Annotated in this window: 18 protein-coding genes, 1 tRNA gene and 2 pseudogenes; 12 read left to right on the forward strand and 9 right to left on the reverse strand. The window is 68.1% G+C overall.

Features of this window, described 5'->3' with window-relative positions; genetic code table 11:
- Positions 1–21: 21 nt before the first annotated feature.
- A complete protein-coding gene (trxA, locus tag OG737_RS14540) occupies positions 22–363 on the forward strand; it encodes a thioredoxin (RefSeq protein WP_328926597.1) in 342 nt (113 codons plus the stop codon).
- Positions 364–458: 95 nt separating this feature from the next.
- Here trxA and OG737_RS14545 read toward each other — a convergent pair whose 3' ends face one another.
- The 9 genes from OG737_RS14545 to rpmH all read right to left on the reverse strand — a co-directional run bounded on the left by OG737_RS14545 (position 459) and on the right by rpmH (position 6,919).
- Positions 459–1,076, reverse strand: a complete 618-nt coding sequence (locus OG737_RS14545; RefSeq protein WP_328926598.1) for a GNAT family N-acetyltransferase — start codon at positions 1,074–1,076, stop codon at positions 459–461.
- A 108-nt stretch (positions 1,077–1,184) separates the two neighbouring features.
- A complete protein-coding gene (locus OG737_RS14550) occupies positions 1,185–2,273 on the reverse strand; it encodes a ParB/RepB/Spo0J family partition protein (RefSeq protein ID WP_328926599.1) in 1,089 nt (362 codons plus the stop codon).
- On the reverse strand, positions 2,270–3,355 hold the full coding sequence (locus tag OG737_RS14555) for a ParA family protein (RefSeq protein ID WP_328930347.1): 1,086 nt from the start codon (positions 3,353–3,355) through the stop codon (positions 2,270–2,272). Before OG737_RS14555 ends, OG737_RS14550 begins: the two co-directional genes overlap by 4 nt.
- Before the next feature lie 265 nt (positions 3,356–3,620).
- A complete protein-coding gene (gene rsmG / locus OG737_RS14560) occupies positions 3,621–4,337 on the reverse strand; it encodes a 16S rRNA (guanine(527)-N(7))-methyltransferase RsmG (protein WP_328926600.1) in 717 nt (238 codons plus the stop codon).
- A gap of 131 nt (positions 4,338–4,468) precedes the next feature.
- Entirely contained in the window at positions 4,469–4,981 is a 513-nt protein-coding gene (locus OG737_RS14565; RefSeq protein WP_030153171.1) for a R3H domain-containing nucleic acid-binding protein, read from the reverse strand.
- 15 nt (positions 4,982–4,996) lie between these two features.
- On the reverse strand, positions 4,997–6,103 hold the full coding sequence (gene yidC / locus OG737_RS14570; protein ID WP_328926601.1) for a membrane protein insertase YidC: 1,107 nt from the start codon (positions 6,101–6,103) through the stop codon (positions 4,997–4,999).
- 3 nt (positions 6,104–6,106) lie between these two features.
- Positions 6,107–6,388: a membrane protein insertion efficiency factor YidD gene (yidD, locus tag OG737_RS14575; protein WP_075970728.1), complete on the reverse strand. Its 282-nt coding sequence runs from the start codon at positions 6,386–6,388 to the stop codon at positions 6,107–6,109.
- Positions 6,385–6,759, reverse strand: a complete 375-nt coding sequence (gene rnpA / locus OG737_RS14580) for a ribonuclease P protein component (RefSeq protein WP_328926602.1) — start codon at positions 6,757–6,759, stop codon at positions 6,385–6,387. Before rnpA ends, yidD begins: the two co-directional genes overlap by 4 nt.
- A 22-nt stretch (positions 6,760–6,781) precedes the next feature.
- Positions 6,782–6,919: a 50S ribosomal protein L34 gene (rpmH, locus tag OG737_RS14585; protein WP_008741645.1), complete on the reverse strand. Its 138-nt coding sequence runs from the start codon at positions 6,917–6,919 to the stop codon at positions 6,782–6,784.
- A gap of 355 nt (positions 6,920–7,274) precedes the next feature.
- Between rpmH and dnaA (OG737_RS14590) the strand changes: the two are divergent.
- The 11 genes and pseudogenes from dnaA (OG737_RS14590) to OG737_RS14640 form a co-directional block, all read left to right on the forward strand.
- Positions 7,275–7,860, forward strand: a pseudogene (gene dnaA, locus OG737_RS14590) (chromosomal replication initiator protein DnaA); the annotation flags it as partial.
- A 62-nt stretch (positions 7,861–7,922) separates the two neighbouring features.
- Positions 7,923–9,035: pseudogene (gene dnaA / locus OG737_RS14595) on the forward strand (chromosomal replication initiator protein DnaA); the annotation flags it as partial.
- An 877-nt stretch (positions 9,036–9,912) separates the two neighbouring features.
- Complete coding sequence (dnaN, locus tag OG737_RS14600) at positions 9,913–11,043, forward strand: DNA polymerase III subunit beta (RefSeq protein WP_328926604.1); 1,131 nt, start codon at positions 9,913–9,915, stop codon at positions 11,041–11,043.
- A 200-nt stretch (positions 11,044–11,243) separates the two neighbouring features.
- Entirely contained in the window at positions 11,244–12,119 is an 876-nt protein-coding gene (gene gnd / locus OG737_RS14605) for a phosphogluconate dehydrogenase (NAD(+)-dependent, decarboxylating) (protein ID WP_328926605.1), read from the forward strand.
- 114 nt (positions 12,120–12,233) lie between these two features.
- The gene (gene recF, locus OG737_RS14610; protein WP_328926606.1) at positions 12,234–13,370 is read left to right on the forward strand and encodes a DNA replication/repair protein RecF; all 1,137 of its coding nucleotides are present in this window, start codon (positions 12,234–12,236) and stop codon (positions 13,368–13,370) included.
- Positions 13,367–13,912 (forward strand): DUF721 domain-containing protein, encoded by a 546-nt coding sequence (locus tag OG737_RS14615; protein ID WP_405921598.1) that lies wholly within the window; start codon positions 13,367–13,369, stop codon positions 13,910–13,912. The genes recF and OG737_RS14615 overlap by 4 nt, the downstream gene beginning before the upstream one ends.
- Before the next feature lie 283 nt (positions 13,913–14,195).
- Positions 14,196–16,217 (forward strand): DNA topoisomerase (ATP-hydrolyzing) subunit B, encoded by a 2,022-nt coding sequence (gene gyrB, locus OG737_RS14620; protein ID WP_405922422.1) that lies wholly within the window; start codon positions 14,196–14,198, stop codon positions 16,215–16,217.
- Positions 16,218–16,257: 40 nt separating this feature from the next.
- Positions 16,258–18,876: a DNA gyrase subunit A gene (gene gyrA, locus OG737_RS14625; protein ID WP_328926608.1), complete on the forward strand. Its 2,619-nt coding sequence runs from the start codon at positions 16,258–16,260 to the stop codon at positions 18,874–18,876.
- Between the two features lie 3 nt (positions 18,877–18,879).
- Positions 18,880–19,539, forward strand: coding sequence for a DUF3566 domain-containing protein (locus tag OG737_RS14630; RefSeq protein WP_405921599.1), 660 nt, complete (start codon positions 18,880–18,882; stop codon positions 19,537–19,539).
- A 106-nt stretch (positions 19,540–19,645) separates the two neighbouring features.
- Positions 19,646–19,719: transfer RNA gene (locus OG737_RS14635), tRNA-Ile, on the forward strand.
- A gap of 145 nt (positions 19,720–19,864) precedes the next feature.
- The gene (locus OG737_RS14640) at positions 19,865–19,999 is read left to right on the forward strand and encodes a DLW-39 family protein (protein WP_208809277.1); all 135 of its coding nucleotides are present in this window, start codon (positions 19,865–19,867) and stop codon (positions 19,997–19,999) included.
- The last annotated feature ends 87 nt before the right edge of the window (positions 20,000–20,086 follow it).

Here is a 20,086-nt window from a genome sequence, read left to right on the forward strand (position 1 = left end):
AGGAAGAAGAAGGAGGCCGCTGTGGCCGGCACCCTCAAGAACGTGACCGACGCTGACTTCGACGCCGAGGTCCTCAAGAGCGACAAGCCCGTACTGGTGGACTTCTGGGCCGCCTGGTGCGGACCGTGCCGCCAGATCGCGCCGTCCCTCGAGGCGATCGCCGCCGAGTACGGCGACCAGATCGAGATCGTCAAGCTCAACATCGATGAGAACCCGGCCACGGCCGCTAAGTACGGCGTCATGTCCATCCCGACGCTGAACGTCTACCAGGGCGGCGAGGTCGCCAAGACCATCGTCGGTGCCAAGCCGAAGGCTGCCATCCTGCGCGACCTCTCGGACTTCGTCGAGGTCAAGAGCGCCTGACGTCCAGGGGCCCCACCCAGCGGTAGCCAGGGAGGGTTTCACGTGAAACGGGGCCGCCCCCTGTCAGGGGGCGGCCCCGTTTCACGTTCCCCGGTTCACAGGGGACGCAGCGCCGGCTCCTTGCGCGCAGCCCCCAGCAGCCGGTCCAGCGCCAGCTCCACGTCTTCCTTCCACGACAGCGTCGACCGCAGCTCCAGCCTCAACCGCGGATGCAACGGGTGGGGACGCACGGTCTTGAAGCCCACCGAGAGCAGATGGTCCGCCGGCAGGAGGCACGCCGGCCCTTCCCAACGCGCATCCCCGAAAGCCTCGATGGCACGGAACCCCCGGCGCAGCAGGTCCTTCGCCACCGTCTGGACCATCACCCGCCCCAGCCCCTGCCCCTGGTACCCCGGCATGATCCAAGCGGTGATCAGCTGAACGGCATCCGGCGAGACCGGACTGGTCGGAAACGCCGTTGCCCTCGGTACGTACGCGGGCGGCGCGTACAGCACGAACCCGACCGGGACCTCGTCCACGTAGACCACACGGCCGCACGATCCCCACTCCAGGAGGACGGCGGAGATCCAGGCCTCTTTCTCCAGCGCCGGCGTACCCGCCTTCACGGCGGCCTCACCACTGACCGGATCCAGTTCCCAGAACACACAGGACCGGCAACGACGGGGCAGGTCCTGGAGGTTGTCCAGCGTGAGCGGTACCAGCCGACGACCCATGGAGGCATCGTATCCACTGGCCCCCGCTCTTTCGACAGCAGCAACACGGCGAAGGGGCGGACCGCGACGGTGGGAACCGCCACGATCCGCCCCTCGGCGGCTGCGGGATCACTCCCCCGACAGCCCCTGCTCCAGAACGCGGCCCTCACCCGGCGCCAGCGTCCCCAGAATCCGCTCCAGATCCTCCATCGACGCGAACTCGACGGTGATCTTGCCCTTCTTCTGGCCCAGATCCACCTTCACCCGCGTCTCGAACCGGTCCGACAGCCGCGTCGCCAGCTCGCTGAGCGCCGGAGCTACCCGGGTACCCGCACGCGGGCCCTTCGGCTTCGCCACACTCGCCGGATCCGAATCCATCAGCTTGACGATCTCCTCGACCGCCCGCACCGACAGCCCCTCGGCCACGATCCGGTGCGCCAGCCGGTCCTGCTGCTCGGTGTCCTCCACCGACAGCAGCGCCCGCGCATGTCCCGCCGACAGCACTCCGGCCGCCACCCGACGCTGTACGGGAGCCGACAGGTTCAGCAGCCGCAGGGTATTCGTCACCTGCGGACGCGAGCGACCGATCCGGTCCGCCAGCTGGTCATGCGTGCAGTTGAAGTCCTGCAGCAGCTGGTCGTACGCCGCCGCCTCCTCCAGCGGGTTCAGCTGAGCCCGGTGCAGGTTCTCCAGCAGCGCGTCCAGCAGCAGCTTGTCGTCGTCCGTCGCCCGGATGATCGCCGGAATGTTCTCCAGACCGGCCTCCCGGCAGGCCCGCCAGCGCCGCTCACCCATGATCAGCTCATAGCGGCCGGGCGACGACTGCCGCACCACCACCGGCTGGAGCAGACCCACCTCCTGGATGGAGGTCACCAGCTCGGCGAGCGCGTCCTCGTCGAACACCTCGCGCGGCTGCCGCGGGTTCGGCGTAATCGCGTCCATCGGAAGCTCCGCGAACGTCGCTCCCGCCACCACATTGGTCTCCGGCGCCGCCGGCACCGGCTCCTCCACCGGCGCGACGACGGATGTTTCACGTGAAACATCCGCCTGCGTCAGCGAAGCCAGCTTCGCCGCCGCGATCCCACGCTCCGAGGTCAACACCGGCACCGCCGCCGGAGACGTCGACCCGGCAGCGATCACCGGCGGCGTCTTCTCCTGCGGCGCAGCGGGAATCAGCGCACCGAGCCCTCGTCCCAGACCTCTACGTCGCTCGCTCACTGGATCCCCTCCGCCGCACTCTGCGTGCTGTTCATGCCCGCGCCCAGATGGGCCTGCTGGGCGTCGTACTGCATCCCCACCCCTCGGAACGCGATCTCACGCGCCGCCTCCAGATAGGAGAGGGAACCACTGGACCCCGGATCGTACGTGAGTACCGTCTGCCCATAGCTCGGCGCCTCGGAAATACGCACCGATCGCGGAATGCTCGTCCGCAGCACCTCCTTGCCGAAGTGGCTGCGCACCTCCTCCGCCACCTGCGAGGCCAGCCGGGTCCTGCCGTCGTACATCGTCAGCAGGATCGTCGACACATGCAGCGTCGGGTTCAGATGGGCCCGCACCAGATCGACATTGCGCAGCAGCTGACCCAGACCCTCCAGCGCGTAGTACTCGCACTGGATCGGGATCAACACCTCCGCTCCGGCCACCAGGGCGTTCACCGTCAGCAGCCCGAGCGACGGAGGGCAGTCGATCAGGATGTAGTCGAGCGGCTGCTCGTACGCCTGGATCGCCCGCTGCAGCCTGCTCTCCCGGGCCACCAGCGACACCAGCTCGATCTCCGCACCTGCCAGGTCGATCGTGGCCGGAGCACAGAAGAGCCCCTCCACATCCGCCACGGGCTGGACGACCTCCAGCAGGGGGCGGCTGTCCACCAGCACGTCGTAGATCGACGGCACGTCCGCGTGGTGGTCGATACCCAGCGCCGTCGAGGCATTGCCCTGCGGGTCGAGGTCGACCACCAGGACCCGCGCCCCGTGCAGTGCCAGCGAGGCCGCCAGATTCACGGTCGTCGTGGTCTTACCCACGCCGCCCTTCTGGTTGGCGACCACGATGACCCGGGTCTGCTCCGGCCGGGGCAGACCCTGGCCGGCACGCCCCAGGGCCTCGACGGCCAGCTGGGCGGCTCGGCCGATGGGGGTGTCGTTGTCTACAAGGGGGGTCGATGTTTCACGTGAAACATCCTCGCCCGCCGATTCAGAGCGGGGACCGGGGACCGGGTCGGCCATCGGCCCCGCGAGGTTGGCGTCGGACCGCACGGTGTCACTCTCCTCGACATCAGGCTCGCGATGAACAGAGCCTGCCATGTCACCCGGGTCGCGAACCAGCGGGGCCCGTACTCCTGTGGATGAATCCACCGATGTGGACAACTCCGTCCCCCCTTCGTGCTTGCGGTGACGGGGGGACGCGGCCGCACGACCGCGGCTGATGATTCCGTGCAGCAGAGAGCGACGTTTCACGTGAAACACGATGCCGGGACGGAGTCACCAGGCCGCTACGACACTCCGAAATCCATACCTATAGGGCCCAACACACCCTAAATCTCCGCAGGAAACGCCGACTGTCGGCGCCTCAGCGGCGCCGACGTGTACGGCTGGTCCGCGCAGCCTTAGCCCGCTTGGCCGCGAACCTCACCCCACCGGGGCTCTCTCCGACCTCGACCCGCACCACTGTCGACAGCGGGTCCACCACGCCCTCGCCCACCTGCAGCACCGAGGTCTTCACCACACCGAGCTTCGTCAGTGCCGTCTTCGCCGACACCAGCTCCTCCTCAGCGGTATCGCCCTTGAGCGCCAGCATCTCTCCGTACGGACGCAGCAGGGGCACGCCCCAGCCGGCCAGCCGGTCCAGCGGAGCAACCGCGCGGGCCGTCACCACGTGCACCGGCTGCAGCTTGCCGAGAACCTCCTCGGCCCGACCGCGCACCACCGTGACGTGGTCCAGGCCCAGCAGCTCCACGACCTCCTGGAGGAAGGTCGTCCGCCGCAGTAGCGGCTCAAGCAGCGTGATCTTCAGATCCCGCCGCACCAGCGCCAGCGGGATTCCGGGCAGACCCGCACCCGAACCCACGTCGCACACGGTGACGCCCTGCGGCACCACCTCCGACAGCACGGCGCAGTTCAGCAGATGCCGCTCCCACAGCCGCGGAACCTCACGCGGCCCGATCAGGCCGCGCTTGACTCCCGCATCGGCCAGCAGCTCCGCGTACCGCACAGCTTCCGGGAAAAACTCACCGAACACCGCGCGCGCCTCTTCAGGCGCCGGGGGAAGCTCAGCTGCCTCCGTCACGGGGACCGTCCCTTCCGTACCGCATGGTTCTGAAGAACCACGTCTTCAAAATGGCGCGTCGTTCACATGCCAGGCTGACAAACATCGGCCCCGCCTGCGACACAGACGGGGCCGAACACTCGCACTACAGGTCAGGCCGGGAGCACAACGACGAAGCGCTGCGGCTCCTCGCCCTCGGACTCGCTCTTCAGACCCGCGGCCGCCACGGCGTCGTGGACGACCTTCCGCTCGAACGGGGTCATCGGGGCCAGCTTCAGCGGCTCGCCGGACGCCTTCACGTCCGCCGCCGCCTGAGCGCCCAGCGCCGCCAGCTCCTCACGCTTCTTCGCGCGGAACCCGGCGATGTCCAGCATCAGCCGGCTGCGGTCCCCGGTCTCCCGGTGCACGGCGAGGCGGGTCAGCTCCTGCAGAGCCTCCAGAACCTCACCGTCGCGGCCCACGAGCTTCTGCAGGTCGCGGCTGGCGGAGTCACTGACGATCGACACCGCGGCCCGGTCGGCCTCGACGTCCATGTCGATGTCGCCGTCGAGGTCGGCGATGTCCAGCAGACCCTCAAGGTAGTCGGCCGCGATCTCACCCTCCTGCTCGAGGCGGGTCAGGGTGTCGCCACTCTCAGCGGCGGCGGTGGTGGTGCCTTCCGTCACGGGAGGGACTCCTTCTTACTTCTTGGAGGGCTTGCTGGGGGGCGTCTGACGCTTCGACTTCGACTGCCGCTTGGGCTGCTGCCGCTTCGTGGCGACACCGCCGCTCGCCGCGTCCGCGTCGGCCGTGGCTTCAGAACTCTTGATCACCGAGCCGTCCGTCTGAGCGGCCATGCCCTGCTTGGTCAGCGCGGTGATGAACTTGCGCTCGTTGTCGTTGCGGTCCGGGCCCTTGGCCACGATCGCCGCGACGATCTTCTTCTTGCCCCGGCCCTTGACCTCACCGTGCGAGCTGACGTGCTTCAGCAGGCGCGTCAGGTACTGGTCCTGAGCCTTGCTGCCCGGCGTCGGGTTCTGGTTGATCACGTACATCTGCTGGCCCATGGTCCACAGGTTCGTGGTCAGCCAGTAGACGAGAACACCGACGGGGAAGTTGATGCCCATGACCGCGAAGATCACGGGGAAGATGTACATCAGCATCTTCTGCTGCTGCATGAACGGCGTCTTGACCGACAGGTCGACGTTCTTCTGCATCAGCTGACGCTGGGTGTAGAACTGCGACAGCGACATCAGGACGATCATGATGGCGGTGACGACACGCACATCGGTGATCGAAGCGCCCAGGGAAGCGGCCTTCTCCGCGCTGTCAGTGAACTTCGCGGCCAGCGGCGCCCCGAAGATGTGCGCCTGACGCGCGCTCTCCAGCAGCGACTGGTTGATGACGCCGATGGTCTTCCCGTTGGCGATGGCCGACAGCACGCTGTAAAGCGCGAAGAAGAACGGGGACTGCGCCAGGATGGGAAGGCACGAGGAGAGCGGGTTGGTACCCGTCTCCTTGTACAGCTTCATCATCTCTTCGGACTGACGCTGCTTGTCGTTCTTGTAGCGCTCCTGGATCGCCTTCATCTTCGGCTGGAGCGCCTGCATACCGCGCGTCGCCTTGATCTGCTTCACGAAGAGCGGGATCAGGCAGATACGGATCAAGACCACCAGGGACACGATCGACAGGCCCCAGGCCCACCCGGTGTCCGGGCCGAAAATCGCGCCGTACAGCGAGTGGAACTGGACGATGACCCACGAGACGGGCGTGGTGATAAAGCTGAACAGATTGGCAATCGTGTCCACTAATCAGGCTCCTTGAGCATTGCGAGATCTACGCAACGCACTGCGCAGCTGCTCGTGCCAACGCGGGCGTTTACGGGGTGGGACATGGTCCACGCCACCGGGGGACCACGGATTGCACCGCAGGATCCGCCAGGCGGTCAGGACCGTCCCCTTGACCGCACCATGCCGGTCGATGGCCGTGTATCCGTAGTGCGAGCACGACGGGTAATAGCGGCACACCGGCCCGAGCAGCGGACTGATCGTCCACTGGTACAGCTTGATCAAAGCGAGCAGCGGGTACTTCATCGAGCCACGCCTCCCAGGAGCCGCACCAGAGCGGCATCCAGGTCCCGGGCCAGCTCGTCGGGGCCGGCATCACCCGCTCCGGGCAACGCACGTACCACCACCAGGCTACCGGCGGGCAGCTGAGACAGCCGCTCCCGGACCAGATGGCGCAGACGGCGCTTCACCCGGTTACGTATGACGGCGTTGCCGACAGCCTTGCTGACGACGAAACCCGCACGCGTCGAGGGATCGATCTCCCCCGGCTCGTGCGGGTCCGTTGCACCGCTTGTACGTAGGTGGACGACGAGGAGTGGGCGACCGGCCCGACGTCCTCGACGTACCGCGCTCGCGAAGTCCTCGCGCCGCCTCAGCCGATTTTCGGGAGACAGCACGACGTCACGACCTGCGTGCTTGTTACGCGGAAAGGGCGGCGCGGCCCTTGCCACGACGGTTCGCGAGGATCGCGCGACCGGCACGGGTACGCATCCGCAGGCGGAAGCCGTGGGTCTTGGCGCGACGGCGGTTGTTCGGCTGGAAGGTGCGCTTGCTCACTCGGGGGCTCCAGAGAATGAATCGTTGTGGCGGGACATCGCCTGGCTGTCACCGTGCGCCCACGAGGAAACTCGCGTGTTCGCCCGAGTGGCACCGCTAAACGATCACTAAAAGTGATCTTCGCCCATCGGTAGGCAGGCGGCAGCAGCCATCGACAACTCGACCTCGTTACGGTACGCGCGGCTACGCCATCCGGTCAAACCGAGGCGATGCTGCCCCACACTGTGCACAGGCTGTGGACAACGACTTGAACCGTACCCGCTGGCCTGACTACCGTTGTCTGATCCCGGATTTTTCGTCCCGACCGTCCCAAAGAACCACACATTCGTGGGACCCCTGTGAGAGAGCGTGCTCTGTGGCTGACGTACCTGCCGATCTTGCCGCAGTGTGGCCAAGGGTGCTCGAAAAGCTCCTCGGGGAGGGACAGCCGGGGATCGAGCCCAAGGACAAGCAGTGGGTCGAGCGGTGCCAGCCCCTGGCACTCGTCGCCGACACCGCACTGCTGGCCGTCCCCAACGAGTGGGGCAAGCGGGTCCTCGAAGGCCGCCTCGCCCCGCTGATCAGTGATGCCCTCAGCCGGGAATGCGGCCGCCCCATCCGGATCGCCATCACCGTGGACGACTCCGCCGGCGAGCCCGCGCCCCCCGCCCCGCCCGTCCAGCAGCCGGGCGGGTACGAGCCGTACGCCGGCCAGCGCCCCGGCGGAGGCCCCGACGATCAGCTCCCCACCGCCCGCCCCGCCTACCCGGACTACCAGCAGCAGCGCCCCGAGCCCGGCGCCTGGCCCCGGGGCGGTCAGCAGGACGACTACGGCTGGCAGCAGCCCCGCCTCGGCGGATTCCCCGAGCGCGACCCGTACGCCTCCCCGCAGCCGGGCTACCTCCAGCAGCCCGAGCCCTCCGGCTACGACCAGGGCTCCTACGAGCAGCAGCAGTACGAGCAGTCCCCGTACGACTCCCAGCAGCACCAGCCCCATCAGTACGAACAGCAGAAGTACGAACAGCCCGCGCCCCGCCAGGCTCCCGGCCGGCCCTCCCCGGCCCCGGCCCCGTCCGGCGGTTCCTCCTCGGGCCCGCTCGAACCGACCGCCCGGCTGAACCCCAAGTACCTCTTCGACACCTTCGTCATCGGTGCCTCCAACCGCTTCGCGCACGCCGCCGCGGTGGCCGTCGCCGAGGCGCCCGCGAAGGCGTACAACCCCCTTTTCATCTATGGCGAGTCGGGTCTGGGCAAGACGCACCTGCTGCACGCCATCGGGCACTACGCGCGGAGCCTGTACCCCGGCACCCGCGTGCGGTACGTGAGCTCCGAGGAGTTCACCAACGAGTTCATCAACTCCATCCGCGACGGCAAGGGCGACGCGTTCCGCAAGCGCTACCGCGAGATGGACATCCTGCTCGTCGACGACATCCAGTTCCTCGCGAGCAAGGAGTCGACGCAGGAGGAGTTCTTCCACACCTTCAATACGCTCCACAACGCCAACAAGCAGATCGTCCTCTCCTCCGACCGGCCGCCCAAGCAGCTCGTCACCCTGGAGGACAGGCTCCGCAACCGCTTCGAGTGGGGCCTGATCACCGACGTCCAGCCGCCCGAGCTGGAGACCCGCATCGCCATCCTGCGCAAGAAGGCGGTCCAGGAGCAGCTCAACGCCCCGCCGGAGGTACTGGAGTTCATCGCCTCCCGCATCTCGCGCAACATCCGCGAGCTGGAGGGGGCGCTGATCCGGGTCACCGCCTTCGCGAGCCTCAACCGGCAGCCGGTCGACCTGGGCCTGACGGAGGACGTCCTCAAGAACCTGATCCCGGGCGGTGAGGACAGCGCACCGGAGATCACGGCCTCCGACATCATGGCGGCCACCGCCGACTACTTCGGGCTCACCGTGGACGACCTGTGCGGATCCTCGCGCAGCCGGGTCCTGGTGACCGCACGGCAGATCGCCATGTACCTGTGCCGGGAGCTCACGGACCTCTCCCTGCCCAAGATCGGGGCGCAGTTCGGCGGCCGCGACCACACCACCGTCATGCACGCGGACCGCAAGATCCGCGCTCTGATGGCCGAACGCCGCTCCATCTACAACCAGGTCACGGAGCTCACCAACCGCATCAAGAACGCCTGAGCCGACTGCCCCGGACCGCCGGGGAGAGTCACGCCAAGGCCCCTTCAAACGCATTCAGAGGGCGCTCCCGGACCACAACGGGGGCGCCCTTCTTCGTTCGCGCGCCCCTGGCCTGTTCGAATACGCCCCCTCCGGAGCAACTCATCCACAGATTGGGGGACTTTCTTCCGTCCACACCCTGGGGACGGGTTCCGTCGCCCACAATCTGTCCACAGGGGTGCCTCATGAGGCCCCATCAGGCCAGGTCAACGGGCTGTGGAATTGTGCGCAAGCTTCATCCACAGGCTGTGGACAGATTTTTCGTCCACAGCACTGTCCACCACGTTGTCCACCGTCCGCCCACAGCTTCGCCGATCCTGTGCACAGGATCCGATGCCTTCTCCACACCCTTGTCCACTGTTCGGCAACGCACCACCCCATCTCACTGCCCCGAGTGAAAGCCGTCACACGCAGGTGGACGTTTGGGTTGTGGAGTACCGGGGGAAAGCTGGGGACACACCTGTGGAGTAGTCGGGGTCGCCTGGGGACGGCCTGTGCAGAAGTTTTCGTTCTCCACAGAGACACCGTGTTGTCCACCGGTGCCACCCACAGGCTGTGGGGATAAAAAACGGGGGGTGACCTGGGAAAACGGGGTTATCCACCGTTTCCACAGGCCCTACTACTACCCCCATAGAGAGTTAGGCCGGTTTCGGTTTTCAAGCAGGTCCTGTGCACAACTCGGTGGGCAGCCGTCCCAGGCACCTCGCTCCCGACTTGACCGCCAGCCGCACCGACTGTCGGCGCCGTACGTCAGACTGGTCCCCGGCATCGGTCGAGGCATCGACGAGCCGACGACGAAGGCCGGCAGACGAGCGAGCAACAGCAGGAGGCGGTTCCGGTGAAGATCCGGGTGGAGCGCGACGTACTCGCGGAGGCGGTGGCCTGGGCTGCCCGTAGCCTCCCGGCCCGGCCGCCGGTGCCCGTTCTCGCGGGCCTGCTGCTGAAGGCCGAGGAGGGCACGCTGTCCCTCTCCGGCTTCGACTACGAGGTCTCGGCCCGCGTGTCCGTCGAGGCGGACGTCGAGGAGGACGGCACCGTCCTGGTCTCCGGCCGGCTGCTCGCCGACATCTGCCGGGCCCTCCCCAACCGCCCGGTGGAGATTTCCACAGAGGGTGTACGGGCGACCGTGGTCTGCGGCTCCTCGCGATTCACACTCCACACCCTGCCTGTGGAGGAGTACCCGGCGCTGCCGCAGATGCCGACCGCGACCGGCACCGTGCCCGGCGAGGTCTTCGCCTCCGCGGCCGCCCAGGTCGCCATCGCCGCCGGCCGTGACGACACGCTGCCCGTGCTGACCGGTGTCCGCATCGAGATCGAGGGCGACCGCGTCACCCTGGCCTCCACCGACCGCTACCGCTTCGCGGTCCGCGAGTTCCTGTGGAAGCCGGAGAACCCGGACGCCTCCGCCGTGGCCCTGGTGCCCGCGAAGACCCTCCTGGACACCGCCAAGTCCCTGACCAGCGGCGACACGGTCACCCTGGCGCTGTCGGGCTCCGGTGCCGGTGAGGGCCTGATCGGTTTCGAGGGCGCCGGCCGCCGCACCACCACCCGCCTCCTCGAAGGCGACCTGCCGAAGTACCGCACGCTCTTCCCGACGGAGTTCAACTCCATCGCCGTGATCGAGACCGCCCCGTTCGTCGAGGCCGTCAAGCGCGTGGCCCTGGTCGCCGAGCGCAACACCCCGGTGCGCCTGAGCTTCGAGCAGGGCGTGCTGATCCTGGAGGCCGGTTCCAGCGACGACGCACAGGCTGTGGAGCGCGTGGACGCCAAGCTGGAGGGCGACGACATCTCGATCGCCTTCAACCCGACCTTCCTGCTCGACGGACTGAGCGCGATCGACTCGCCCGCCGCGCAGCTCAGCTTCACCACGTCCACCAAGCCGGCGCTGCTCAGCGGCCGCCCGGCGGTCGACGCGGAGGCCGATGAGGCCTACAAGTACCTGATCATGCCGGTACGCCTCTCCGGCTGATTCTTCGCAGGTCAGGCCCGGTCTCGCACACCGCGAGACCGGGCCTGACCACGTTTGGAGCAGCCGGGTAGGGGCACCGCGCGCCCCGTGGAGCCGGGCAGCCGGGCAGCCCGGCCCGGCGTAGGCTCGGGGCCTGGGATGTCCTCCGGGCAAGCAGGGGGCCCCGGCAAAGACGGCCACAACGCTTAAGGAACCACCTGATGGAGCTTGGTCTCGTCGGTCTCGGCAAGATGGGCGGCAACATGCGCGAGCGCATCCGCCGCGCAGGCCACACCGTCATCGGATACGACCGCAACCCGGACCTCGCGGATGTCCACAGCCTGACGGAACTTGTGAACAGCCTGCCGGCCCCCCGCGTGGTGTGGGTGATGGTCCCGGCCGGCGAGGCCACCCAGTCCACCGTCGACGAGCTCGCCGAGCTGCTCTCGATCGGCGACATCGTCGTCGACGGCGGCAACTCCCGCTGGACCGACGACGAGAAGCACGCCGCGGAGCTGGCGGCCAAGGGCATCGGCTTCGTCGACTGCGGTGTCTCCGGCGGCGTGTGGGGCCTGGAGAACGGATACGCGCTGATGTACGGCGGCGAGAAGGACCACGTGGCACGGGTCCAGCCGATCTTCGACGCGCTGAAGCCCGAGGGCGACTTCGGCGCCGTGCACGCCGGCAAGGTCGGTGCGGGCCACTTCGCGAAGATGGTTCACAACGGCATCGAGTACGCCATGATGCAGGCCTACGCCGAGGGCTGGGAGCTCCTGGAGAAGGTGGACTCGGTGACCGACGTCCGCGAGGTCTTCCGCTCGTGGCAGGAAGGCACGGTCATCCGTTCCTGGCTGCTGGACCTGGCCGTGAACGCCCTCGACGAGGACGAGCACCTCGAACAGCTGCGCGGCTTCGCGCAGGACTCGGGCGAGGGCCGCTGGACGGTGGAGGCGGCGATCGACAACGCCGTCCCGCTGCCCGCGATCACCGCCTCGCTGTTCGCGCGGTTCGCGTCGCGCCAGGACGACTCCCCGCAGATGAAGATGATCGCCGCGCTGCGCAACCAGTTCGGCGGCCACGCGGTCGAGAAGGCGTAGCCGAGAAGGCTCCGTCGGGAAGAGACGACGGAGCAGAGAAGAGAACGGTGCAGCTCACAGTGGCTGCACAGCACCACGCAGAGCAGTAGGGAAGCCGGGGGAGGTCGGCGCCGTATGCATGTTTCGCATCTCTCGCTGGCCGACTTCCGCTCGTACGCCCGGGCCGAGGTTCCCCTCGACCCGGGCGTCACGGCTTTCGTGGGCCCCAACGGGCAGGGGAAGACCAACCTCGTCGAGGCCATCGGTTACCTGTCGACGCTGGGCAGTCACCGGGTCTCCTCGGACGCTCCGCTCGTACGGATGGGCGCGGACCGGGCGATCATCCGGGCGGCCGTCACCCAGGGCGAGCGCCAGCAGCTGGTCGAGCTGGAGCTGAACCCGGGGCGGGCGAACCGGGCCCGGATCAACCGGTCCTCGCAGGTCAGGCCGCGGGATGTGCTGGGGATCGTACGGACGGTGCTGTTCGCGCCGGAGGACCTGGCCCTGGTGAAGGGCGACCCCGGGGAGCGGCGCCGGTTCCTGGACGAGCTGGTCACGGCGCGTTCCCCGCGGATGGCGGCGGTCCGCTCCGACTACGAGCGGGTGCTCAAGCAGCGCAACACCCTGCTGAAGTCGGCGGCGATGGCGCGCCGGCACGGCGGGCGCTCCATGGACCTCTCCACCCTCGACGTGTGGGACCAGCACCTCGCGCGCGCGGGCGCGGAGCTGCTGGCGCAGCGGCTGGATCTGATCGCGACGCTGCTGCCGCTGGCGGACAAGGCGTACGAGCAGCTCGCGCCCGGCGGTGGCCCGCTGGGGCTGTCGTACAAGTCCTCCGCGGGCGAGCCGGTGGACAGCGGGGCGGCGCGCGGCCGTGAGGCGATATACGAGGTGCTGCTGGAGGCGCTGTCGCAGGTGCGCAAGCAGGAGATCGAGCGGGGTGTGACGCTGGTCGGTCCGCACCGCGACGATCTGCTGCTGCGGCTGGGGGAGCTGCCGGCGAAGGGGTACGCGAGCCACGGGGAGTCGTGGTCGTACGCGCTGGCCCTGCGGCTGGCCTCGTACGAGCTGCTGCGCTCGGAGGGTGCCGAGCCCGTGCTGATCCTGGACGACGTGTTCGCGGAGCTGGACGCGCGGCGCCGGGAGCGACTGGCGGAGCTGGTGGCGCCGGGTGAGCAGGTGCTCGTGACGGCGGCGGTGGACGATGACGTTCCGGGTGTGCTGGTGGGGGCGCGGTTCGGGGTGTCCGGCGGTGAGGTGACCCGGCTGTGAGCGATCAGGGCGGTCAGGGCGGTCAGGGCAAGGAGCCCCGTAAGGCGCCGGAGCCCTCCGGTGTGGATCTGGCGCGGCAGGCGCTCGCCGCGGCGCGGGAGCAGGCGCGGGCCCGGGGCAACGCGGCGGGCGGGAAGAAGCGCCAGCAGGGTCCGGGGCTGCGCTCGGGGGCCCGTGCGGACGGCCGGGACCCGATGCCCTTGATGGCGGCGCTGGACCGGTTGCGCACGGAGCGCGGCTGGGAGATGCCGATGGCGGTGGCGGGTGTGATGGAGCGCTGGCCGGAGATCGTCGGCCCGGAGATCGCGGCGCACTGTGAACCGGAGCGGTACGAGGACCGTGAGCTCGTCGTGCGGTGCGATTCCTCGGCGTGGGCGGCGCAGCTGAAGCTGCTCGCTCCGCAGCTGGTGGCGCGGCTGAACGCGGACCTCGGGCAGGGCACCGTACGGCTGATCAAGGTGCAGGGGCCGGGCGGGCGGCCGAAGCGGTACGGGCCGTGGCGGGCGCCGGGGAGCACGGGTCCGGGGGACACCTACGGGTGAGGGCGGCGTCGGCGCGGGTGGTGTCCCTCACGGTAGTGGGAGGTTGACAGGCCGAAGCGCTGGGTGCCCGCGTGAGCCTCTTTGAGCCCCTTCCCGGATATGGGGAGTCGGAAGGTAGAGGTTCAGGGCGGCACATGCGGACTCAGGTACCGGCAAACCCCCATTCATGTCGGTGGTACCGGTAGACTGGAGCCAATCCCGCCCATTCGCGGGATCACGCAGACAACGCAGATCGACGCGGCCGCTCCTCCGGCGCACTCGCTGGTCCGGAGTACGGGCTGCGCTGTGCCAGAGAGGGCGCTTCGTGGCCGATTCCGGCGACTCCAACGAGAAGAATTACGACGCCAGTGCGATCCAGGTCCTCGAGGGCCTGGACGCGGTCCGCAAGCGGCCAGGCATGTACATCGGCTCGACCGGCGAGCGCGGCCTGCACCACCTGGTCCAGGAAGTCGTCGACAACTCCGTCGACGAGGCGATGGCCGGTCACGCGGACACGATCGACGTGACGATCCTGGCCGACGGCGGCGTCAGGGTGGTCGACAACGGTCGCGGTATCCCGGTCGGCATCGTTCCGTCCGAGGGGAAGCCGGCCGTCGAGGTCGTCCTGACGGTCCTGCACGCGGGCGGCAAGTTCGGCGGTGGCGGTTACGCCGTCTCCGGCGGTCTGCACGGCGTCGGTGTGTCCGTCGTGAACGCCCTTTCGACCAAGGTCGCGGTCGAGGTCAAGACGGACGGCCACCGCTGGACCCAGGACTACAAGCTGGGCGTGCCGACGGCTCCGCTGGCCAAGAACGAGGAGACGGAGGAGACCGGCACCTCGGTCACCTTCTGGGCCGACGGCGACATCTTCGAGACGACCGACTACTCCTTCGAGACGCTGTCGCGGCGCTTCCAGGAGATGGCCTTCCTGAACAAGGGCCTGACCCTGTCGCTGACCGATGAGCGCGAGTCGGCGAAGGCCACGGTCGGCGCCGACGACCCGGACGCGGAGGCGGCCGAGCCCGCGGCGCGCACGGTGAAGTACCACTACGAGGGCGGCATCGTCGACTTCGTGACGTACCTGAACTCGCGCAAGGGCGAGCTCATCCACCCGACCGTCATCGACGTCGAGGCCGAGGACAAGGAGCGCATGCTCTCGGTCGAGATCGCGATGCAGTGGAACTCGCAGTACACGGAGGGTGTGTACTCCTTCGCGAACACGATCCACACGCACGAGGGCGGTACGCACGAGGAGGGCTTCCGCGCGGCGCTGACCGGTTTGGTGAACCGTTACGCGCGCGACAAGAAGCTGCTGCGCGAGAAGGACGACAACCTCGCGGGCGAGGACATCCGCGAGGGTCTGACGGCGATCATCTCGGTGAAGCTGGGCGAGCCGCAGTTCGAGGGCCAGACGAAGACCAAGCTGGGCAACACGGAGGCGAAGACCTTCGTGCAGAAGGTCGTCCACGAGCACCTCAACGACTGGTTCGACCGGAACCCGAACGAGGCCGCGGACATCGTCCGCAAGTCGATCCAGGCGGCCACGGCGCGCGTCGCGGCCCGCAAGGCCCGTGACCTGACGCGTCGCAAGGGTCTGCTGGAGAGCGCCTCGCTGCCGGGCAAGCTGTCGGACTGCCAGTCGAACGACCCGACGCAGTGCGAGATCTTCATCGTCGAGGGTGACTCGGCCGGCGGCTCCGCGAAGTCCGGCCGCAACCCGATGTACCAGGCCATCCTGCCGATCCGCGGCAAGATCCTGAACGTCGAGAAGGCCCGGATCGACAAGATCCTCCAGAACACCGAGGTCCAGGCGCTGATCAGCGCCTTCGGTACCGGTGTGCACGAGGACTTCGACATCGAGAAGCTCCGCTATCACAAGATCATCCTGATGGCGGACGCCGACGTCGACGGCCAGCACATCAACACCCTGCTGCTGACCTTCCTGTTCCGCTTCATGCGGCCGCTGGTCGAGGCCGGTCACGTGTACCTGTCCCGTCCGCCGCTCTACAAGATCAAGTGGGGCCGCGACGACTTCGAGTACGCGTACTCGGACCGCGAGCGCGACGCCCTGGTGGAGCTCGGCAAGCAGAACGGCAAGCGGATCAAGGAAGACTCGATCCAGCGCTTCAAGGGTCTGGGCGAGATGAACGCCGAGGAACTGCGCGTCACCACCATGGACGTGGACCACCGCGTGCTCGGCCAGGTCACCCTGGACGACGCGGCCCAGGCCGACGACCTGTTCTCGGTGCTGATGGGTGAGGACGTCGAGGCGCGGCGCTCCTTCATCCAGCGCAACGCCAAGGACGTTCGGTTCCTCGACATCTGAGTCGGCTCAGCTGACTGCCTGAAAGGACTTCTGACCAGCAATGGCCGACGAAACCACCCCCACCGCAGAGAACCCCGCGGAGGAGCAGCCCGTGCTGCGCATCGAGCCCGTCGGGCTCGAGACGGAGATGCAGCGCTCCTACCTCGACTACGCGATGTCCGTCATCGTCTCGCGCGCCCTGCCGGACGTGCGTGACGGCCTCAAGCCGGTGCACCGCCGTGTGCTGTACGCGATGTACGACGGCGGCTACCGGCCGGAGAAGGGCTTCTACAAGTGCGCCCGCGTCGTCGGTGACGTCATGGGCACGTACCACCCGCACGGCGACTCCTCGATCTACGACGCCCTGGTCCGCCTGGCGCAGCCGTGGTCGATGCGCATGCCGCTGGTGGACTCGAACGGCAACTTCGGCTCCCCGGGCAACGACCCGGCGGCCGCGATGCGCTACACCGAGTGCAAGCTGATGCCGCTGGCCATGGAGATGCTCCGGGACATCGACGAGGAGACCGTCGACTTCACGGACAACTACGACGGCCGCAACCAGGAGCCCACCGTCCTGCCGGCGCGGTTCCCCAACCTGCTCATCAACGGCTCGGCCGGTATCGCTGTCGGCATGGCGACCAACATCCCGCCGCACAACCTCCGCGAGGTCGCGGCGGGCGCGCAGTGGGCGCTGGAGCACCCGGACGCCTCGCACGAGGAGCTGCTCGACGCGCTCCTGGAGCGCATCAAGGGCCCCGACTTCCCGACCGGCGCCCTGGTCGTCGGCCGCAAGGGCATCGAGGAGGCGTACCGGACCGGTCGCGGCTCCATCACGATGCGCGCGGTGGTCGCGGTCGAGGAGATCCAGAACCGCCAGTGCCTGGTGGTCACGGAGCTTCCGTACCAGACCAACCCCGACAACCTCGCGCAGAAGATCGCGGACCTGGTGAAGGACGGCAAGGTCGGCGGCATCGCCGACGTCCGTGACGAGACCTCGTCGCGGACCGGCCAGCGCCTGGTGATCGTCCTCAAGCGCGACGCCGTCGCCAAGGTCGTGCTGAACAACCTGTACAAGCACACCGACCTGCAGACGAACTTCGGCGCGAACATGCTGGCGCTGGTGGACGGCGTGCCGCGCACGCTGTCGATCGACGCGTTCATCCGTCACTGGGTGCAGCACCAGATCGAGGTCATCGTCCGGCGGACGAAGTTCCGCCTGCGCAAGGCGGAGGAGCGGGCGCACATCCTGCGCGGCCTGCTCAAGGCGCTGGACGCCATCGACGAGGTCATCGCCCTCATCCGGCGCAGCAACACCGTCGAGATCGCGCGCGAGGGCCTGATGGGCCTGCTGGAGATCGACGAGATCCAGGCGAACGCGATCCTGGAGATGCAGCTGCGGCGCCTGGCGGCACTGGAGCGGCAGAAGATCGTCGCCGAGCACGACGAACTCCAGGCGAAGATCAACGAGTACAACGCGATCCTGGCCTCGCCGGAGAAGCAGCGCTCGATCGTCAGCGAGGAACTGGCGGCGATCGTCGAGAAGTTCGGCGACGACCGGCGTTCCAAGCTGGTGCCCTTCGACGGCGACATGTCCATGGAGGACCTGATCGCCGAAGAGGACATCGTCGTCACGATCACGCACGGCGGCTACGTCAAGCGCACCAAGACCGAGGACTACCGCTCGCAGAAGCGCGGCGGCAAGGGCGTGCGCGGTACGAAGCTGAAGCAGGACGACCTGGTCGACCACTTCTTCGTCTCCACCACGCACCACTGGCTGCTGTTCTTCACGAACAAGGGCCGGGTCTACCGGTCCAAGGCGTACGAGCTCCCGGACGCCGGCCGTGACGCGCGCGGGCAGCACGTGGCGAACCTGCTGGCCTTCCAGCCGGACGAGAAGATCGCGCAGATCCTCGCCATCCGCGACTACGAGGCGGCGCCGTACCTGATCCTGGCCACCAAGGGCGGCCTGGTGAAGAAGACGGCGCTGAAGGACTACGACTCGCCCCGTTCGGGCGGCGTCATCGCGATCAACCTCCGGGAGACGGGCGCCGACGGCGGCGACGGCACTGCCGACGAGCTGATCGGTGCGGAGCTGGTGTCCGCCGAGGACGACCTGCTGCTGATCAGCAAGAAGGCGCAGTCGATCCGCTTCACGGCGACCGACGACGCGCTGCGCCCGATGGGCCGCGCCACCTCGGGCGTGAAGGGCATGAGTTTCCGCGAGGGTGACGAACTGCTCTCCATGAGCGTTGTCCGGCCGGGTACGTTCGTCTTCACCGCGACCGACGGCGGCTACGCCAAGCGGACGCCGGTCGACGAGTACCGCGTCCAGGGTCGTGGCGGTCTGGGCATCAAGGCCGCGAAGATCGTGGAGGACCGCGGGTCGCTCGTCGGGGCGCTCGTGGTGGACGAGACGGACGAGATTCTCGCCATCACGCTCAGCGGTGGTGTGATTCGTACGCGAGTCAACGAAGTCAGGGAGACCGGCCGTGACACCATGGGCGTCCAGCTGATCAACCTGGGCAAGCGCGATGCCGTGGTGGGCATCGCCCGTAACGCCGAGGCCGGTCAGGAAGCTGACGAGGTCGAGGCCGACGAGATCGAGACCGCGGCAGCCGATGGACAGGCCGCCGAGGCCGCCGAGGGCACGCAGCCTTCGGCTGGGGAGCACGAGGAGTAAGTCGTGAGTGGAGCCACGGGCGCCGGACCGGCCGAGACTGGAGCGAATGGTGCCCGTGGCCCCGCCGCGGACTCCCAGGGTGGGGGCACCGCCACCGAAGGCAGAGGGAGCACTGTGACGGACACCCGAGGACCGCAGCCGCAGGCCGGCGCGGAAGCCGGTCAGGAACGGCTCGCACAGCCCTACCACCCGCCGCAGGCCTATTCGGCGCCCTCGGGCCCGGGTGCGCCGCGCGGCGGCGCGGCGGGCGCTGTGCAGCGCAAGCCGCGCACGGGGGCCCGGATGACGCCCAGGACGCGCAAGGCGCGGCTGCGGGTGGCCAAGGCCGACCCGTGGTCGGTGATGAAGGTCAGCTTCCTGCTGTCGATCGCGCTGGGCATCTGCACGATCGTGGCGGCGGTGGTGCTGTGGATGGTCATGGACGCCATGGGCGTCTTCTCGACCGTCGGCGGCACGATCAGCGAGGCGACCGGCTCGAACGAGAGCAACGGCTTCGACCTCCAGTCGTTCCTGTCGCTGCCGCGCGTTCTGATCTTCACATCGGTGATCGCGGTCATCGACGTGGTGCTGGCGACGGCTCTGGCGACGCTCGGCGCGTTCATCTACAACCTGTCGGCGGGGTTCGTCGGTGGTGTGGAGCTGACGCTCGCCGAGGACGAGTGACCTGCGCAGACGTTCTCGGGGCAGTGTCCATGGGGGCTTCGCCCCGGGGATTTTGGACCTCCCGGGTCTGTGCGCTAACCTTCAGGAGTCAGCGCGCAGCGCGGATGGGGCTATAGCTCAGTTGGTTAGAGCGCATCCCTGATAAGGATGAGGCCACAGGTTCAAATCCTGTTAGCCCCACAGTGTCGAAGACCCTCAGGCCCATGGCCTGGGGGTCTTTGTCGTTGGGCCAGTTGGTGGGTCGGTAGGTCACCGATCGGTATCGGTCGGTGTGTATTGTTGGGCGCCAGAAGTCCCCTACGTCAACGAAAGACGAGGTCGCGCGGTGAAGAAGCTGCTCCTGGTCGCACTGGCCGCCATCGGCGGGCTCCTCGTGTACCGCCAGATCCAGGCGGACCGCGCCGAGCAGGACCTGTGGACGGAGGCAACTGACTCCGTGCCCTCTGGTTCCGGTGTGTGAGACCGAAAGCTGATCTCATGAAGCCCCGGCTGCCGCTGCGGCCGGGGCTTTGTGCTGTTCTGTGACAAAAAGTTACGTTATGCAAAG

The organism is Streptomyces sp. NBC_00122 (assembly GCF_045160845.1).
Taxonomy (GTDB): Bacteria; Actinomycetota; Actinomycetes; order Streptomycetales; family Streptomycetaceae; genus Streptomyces.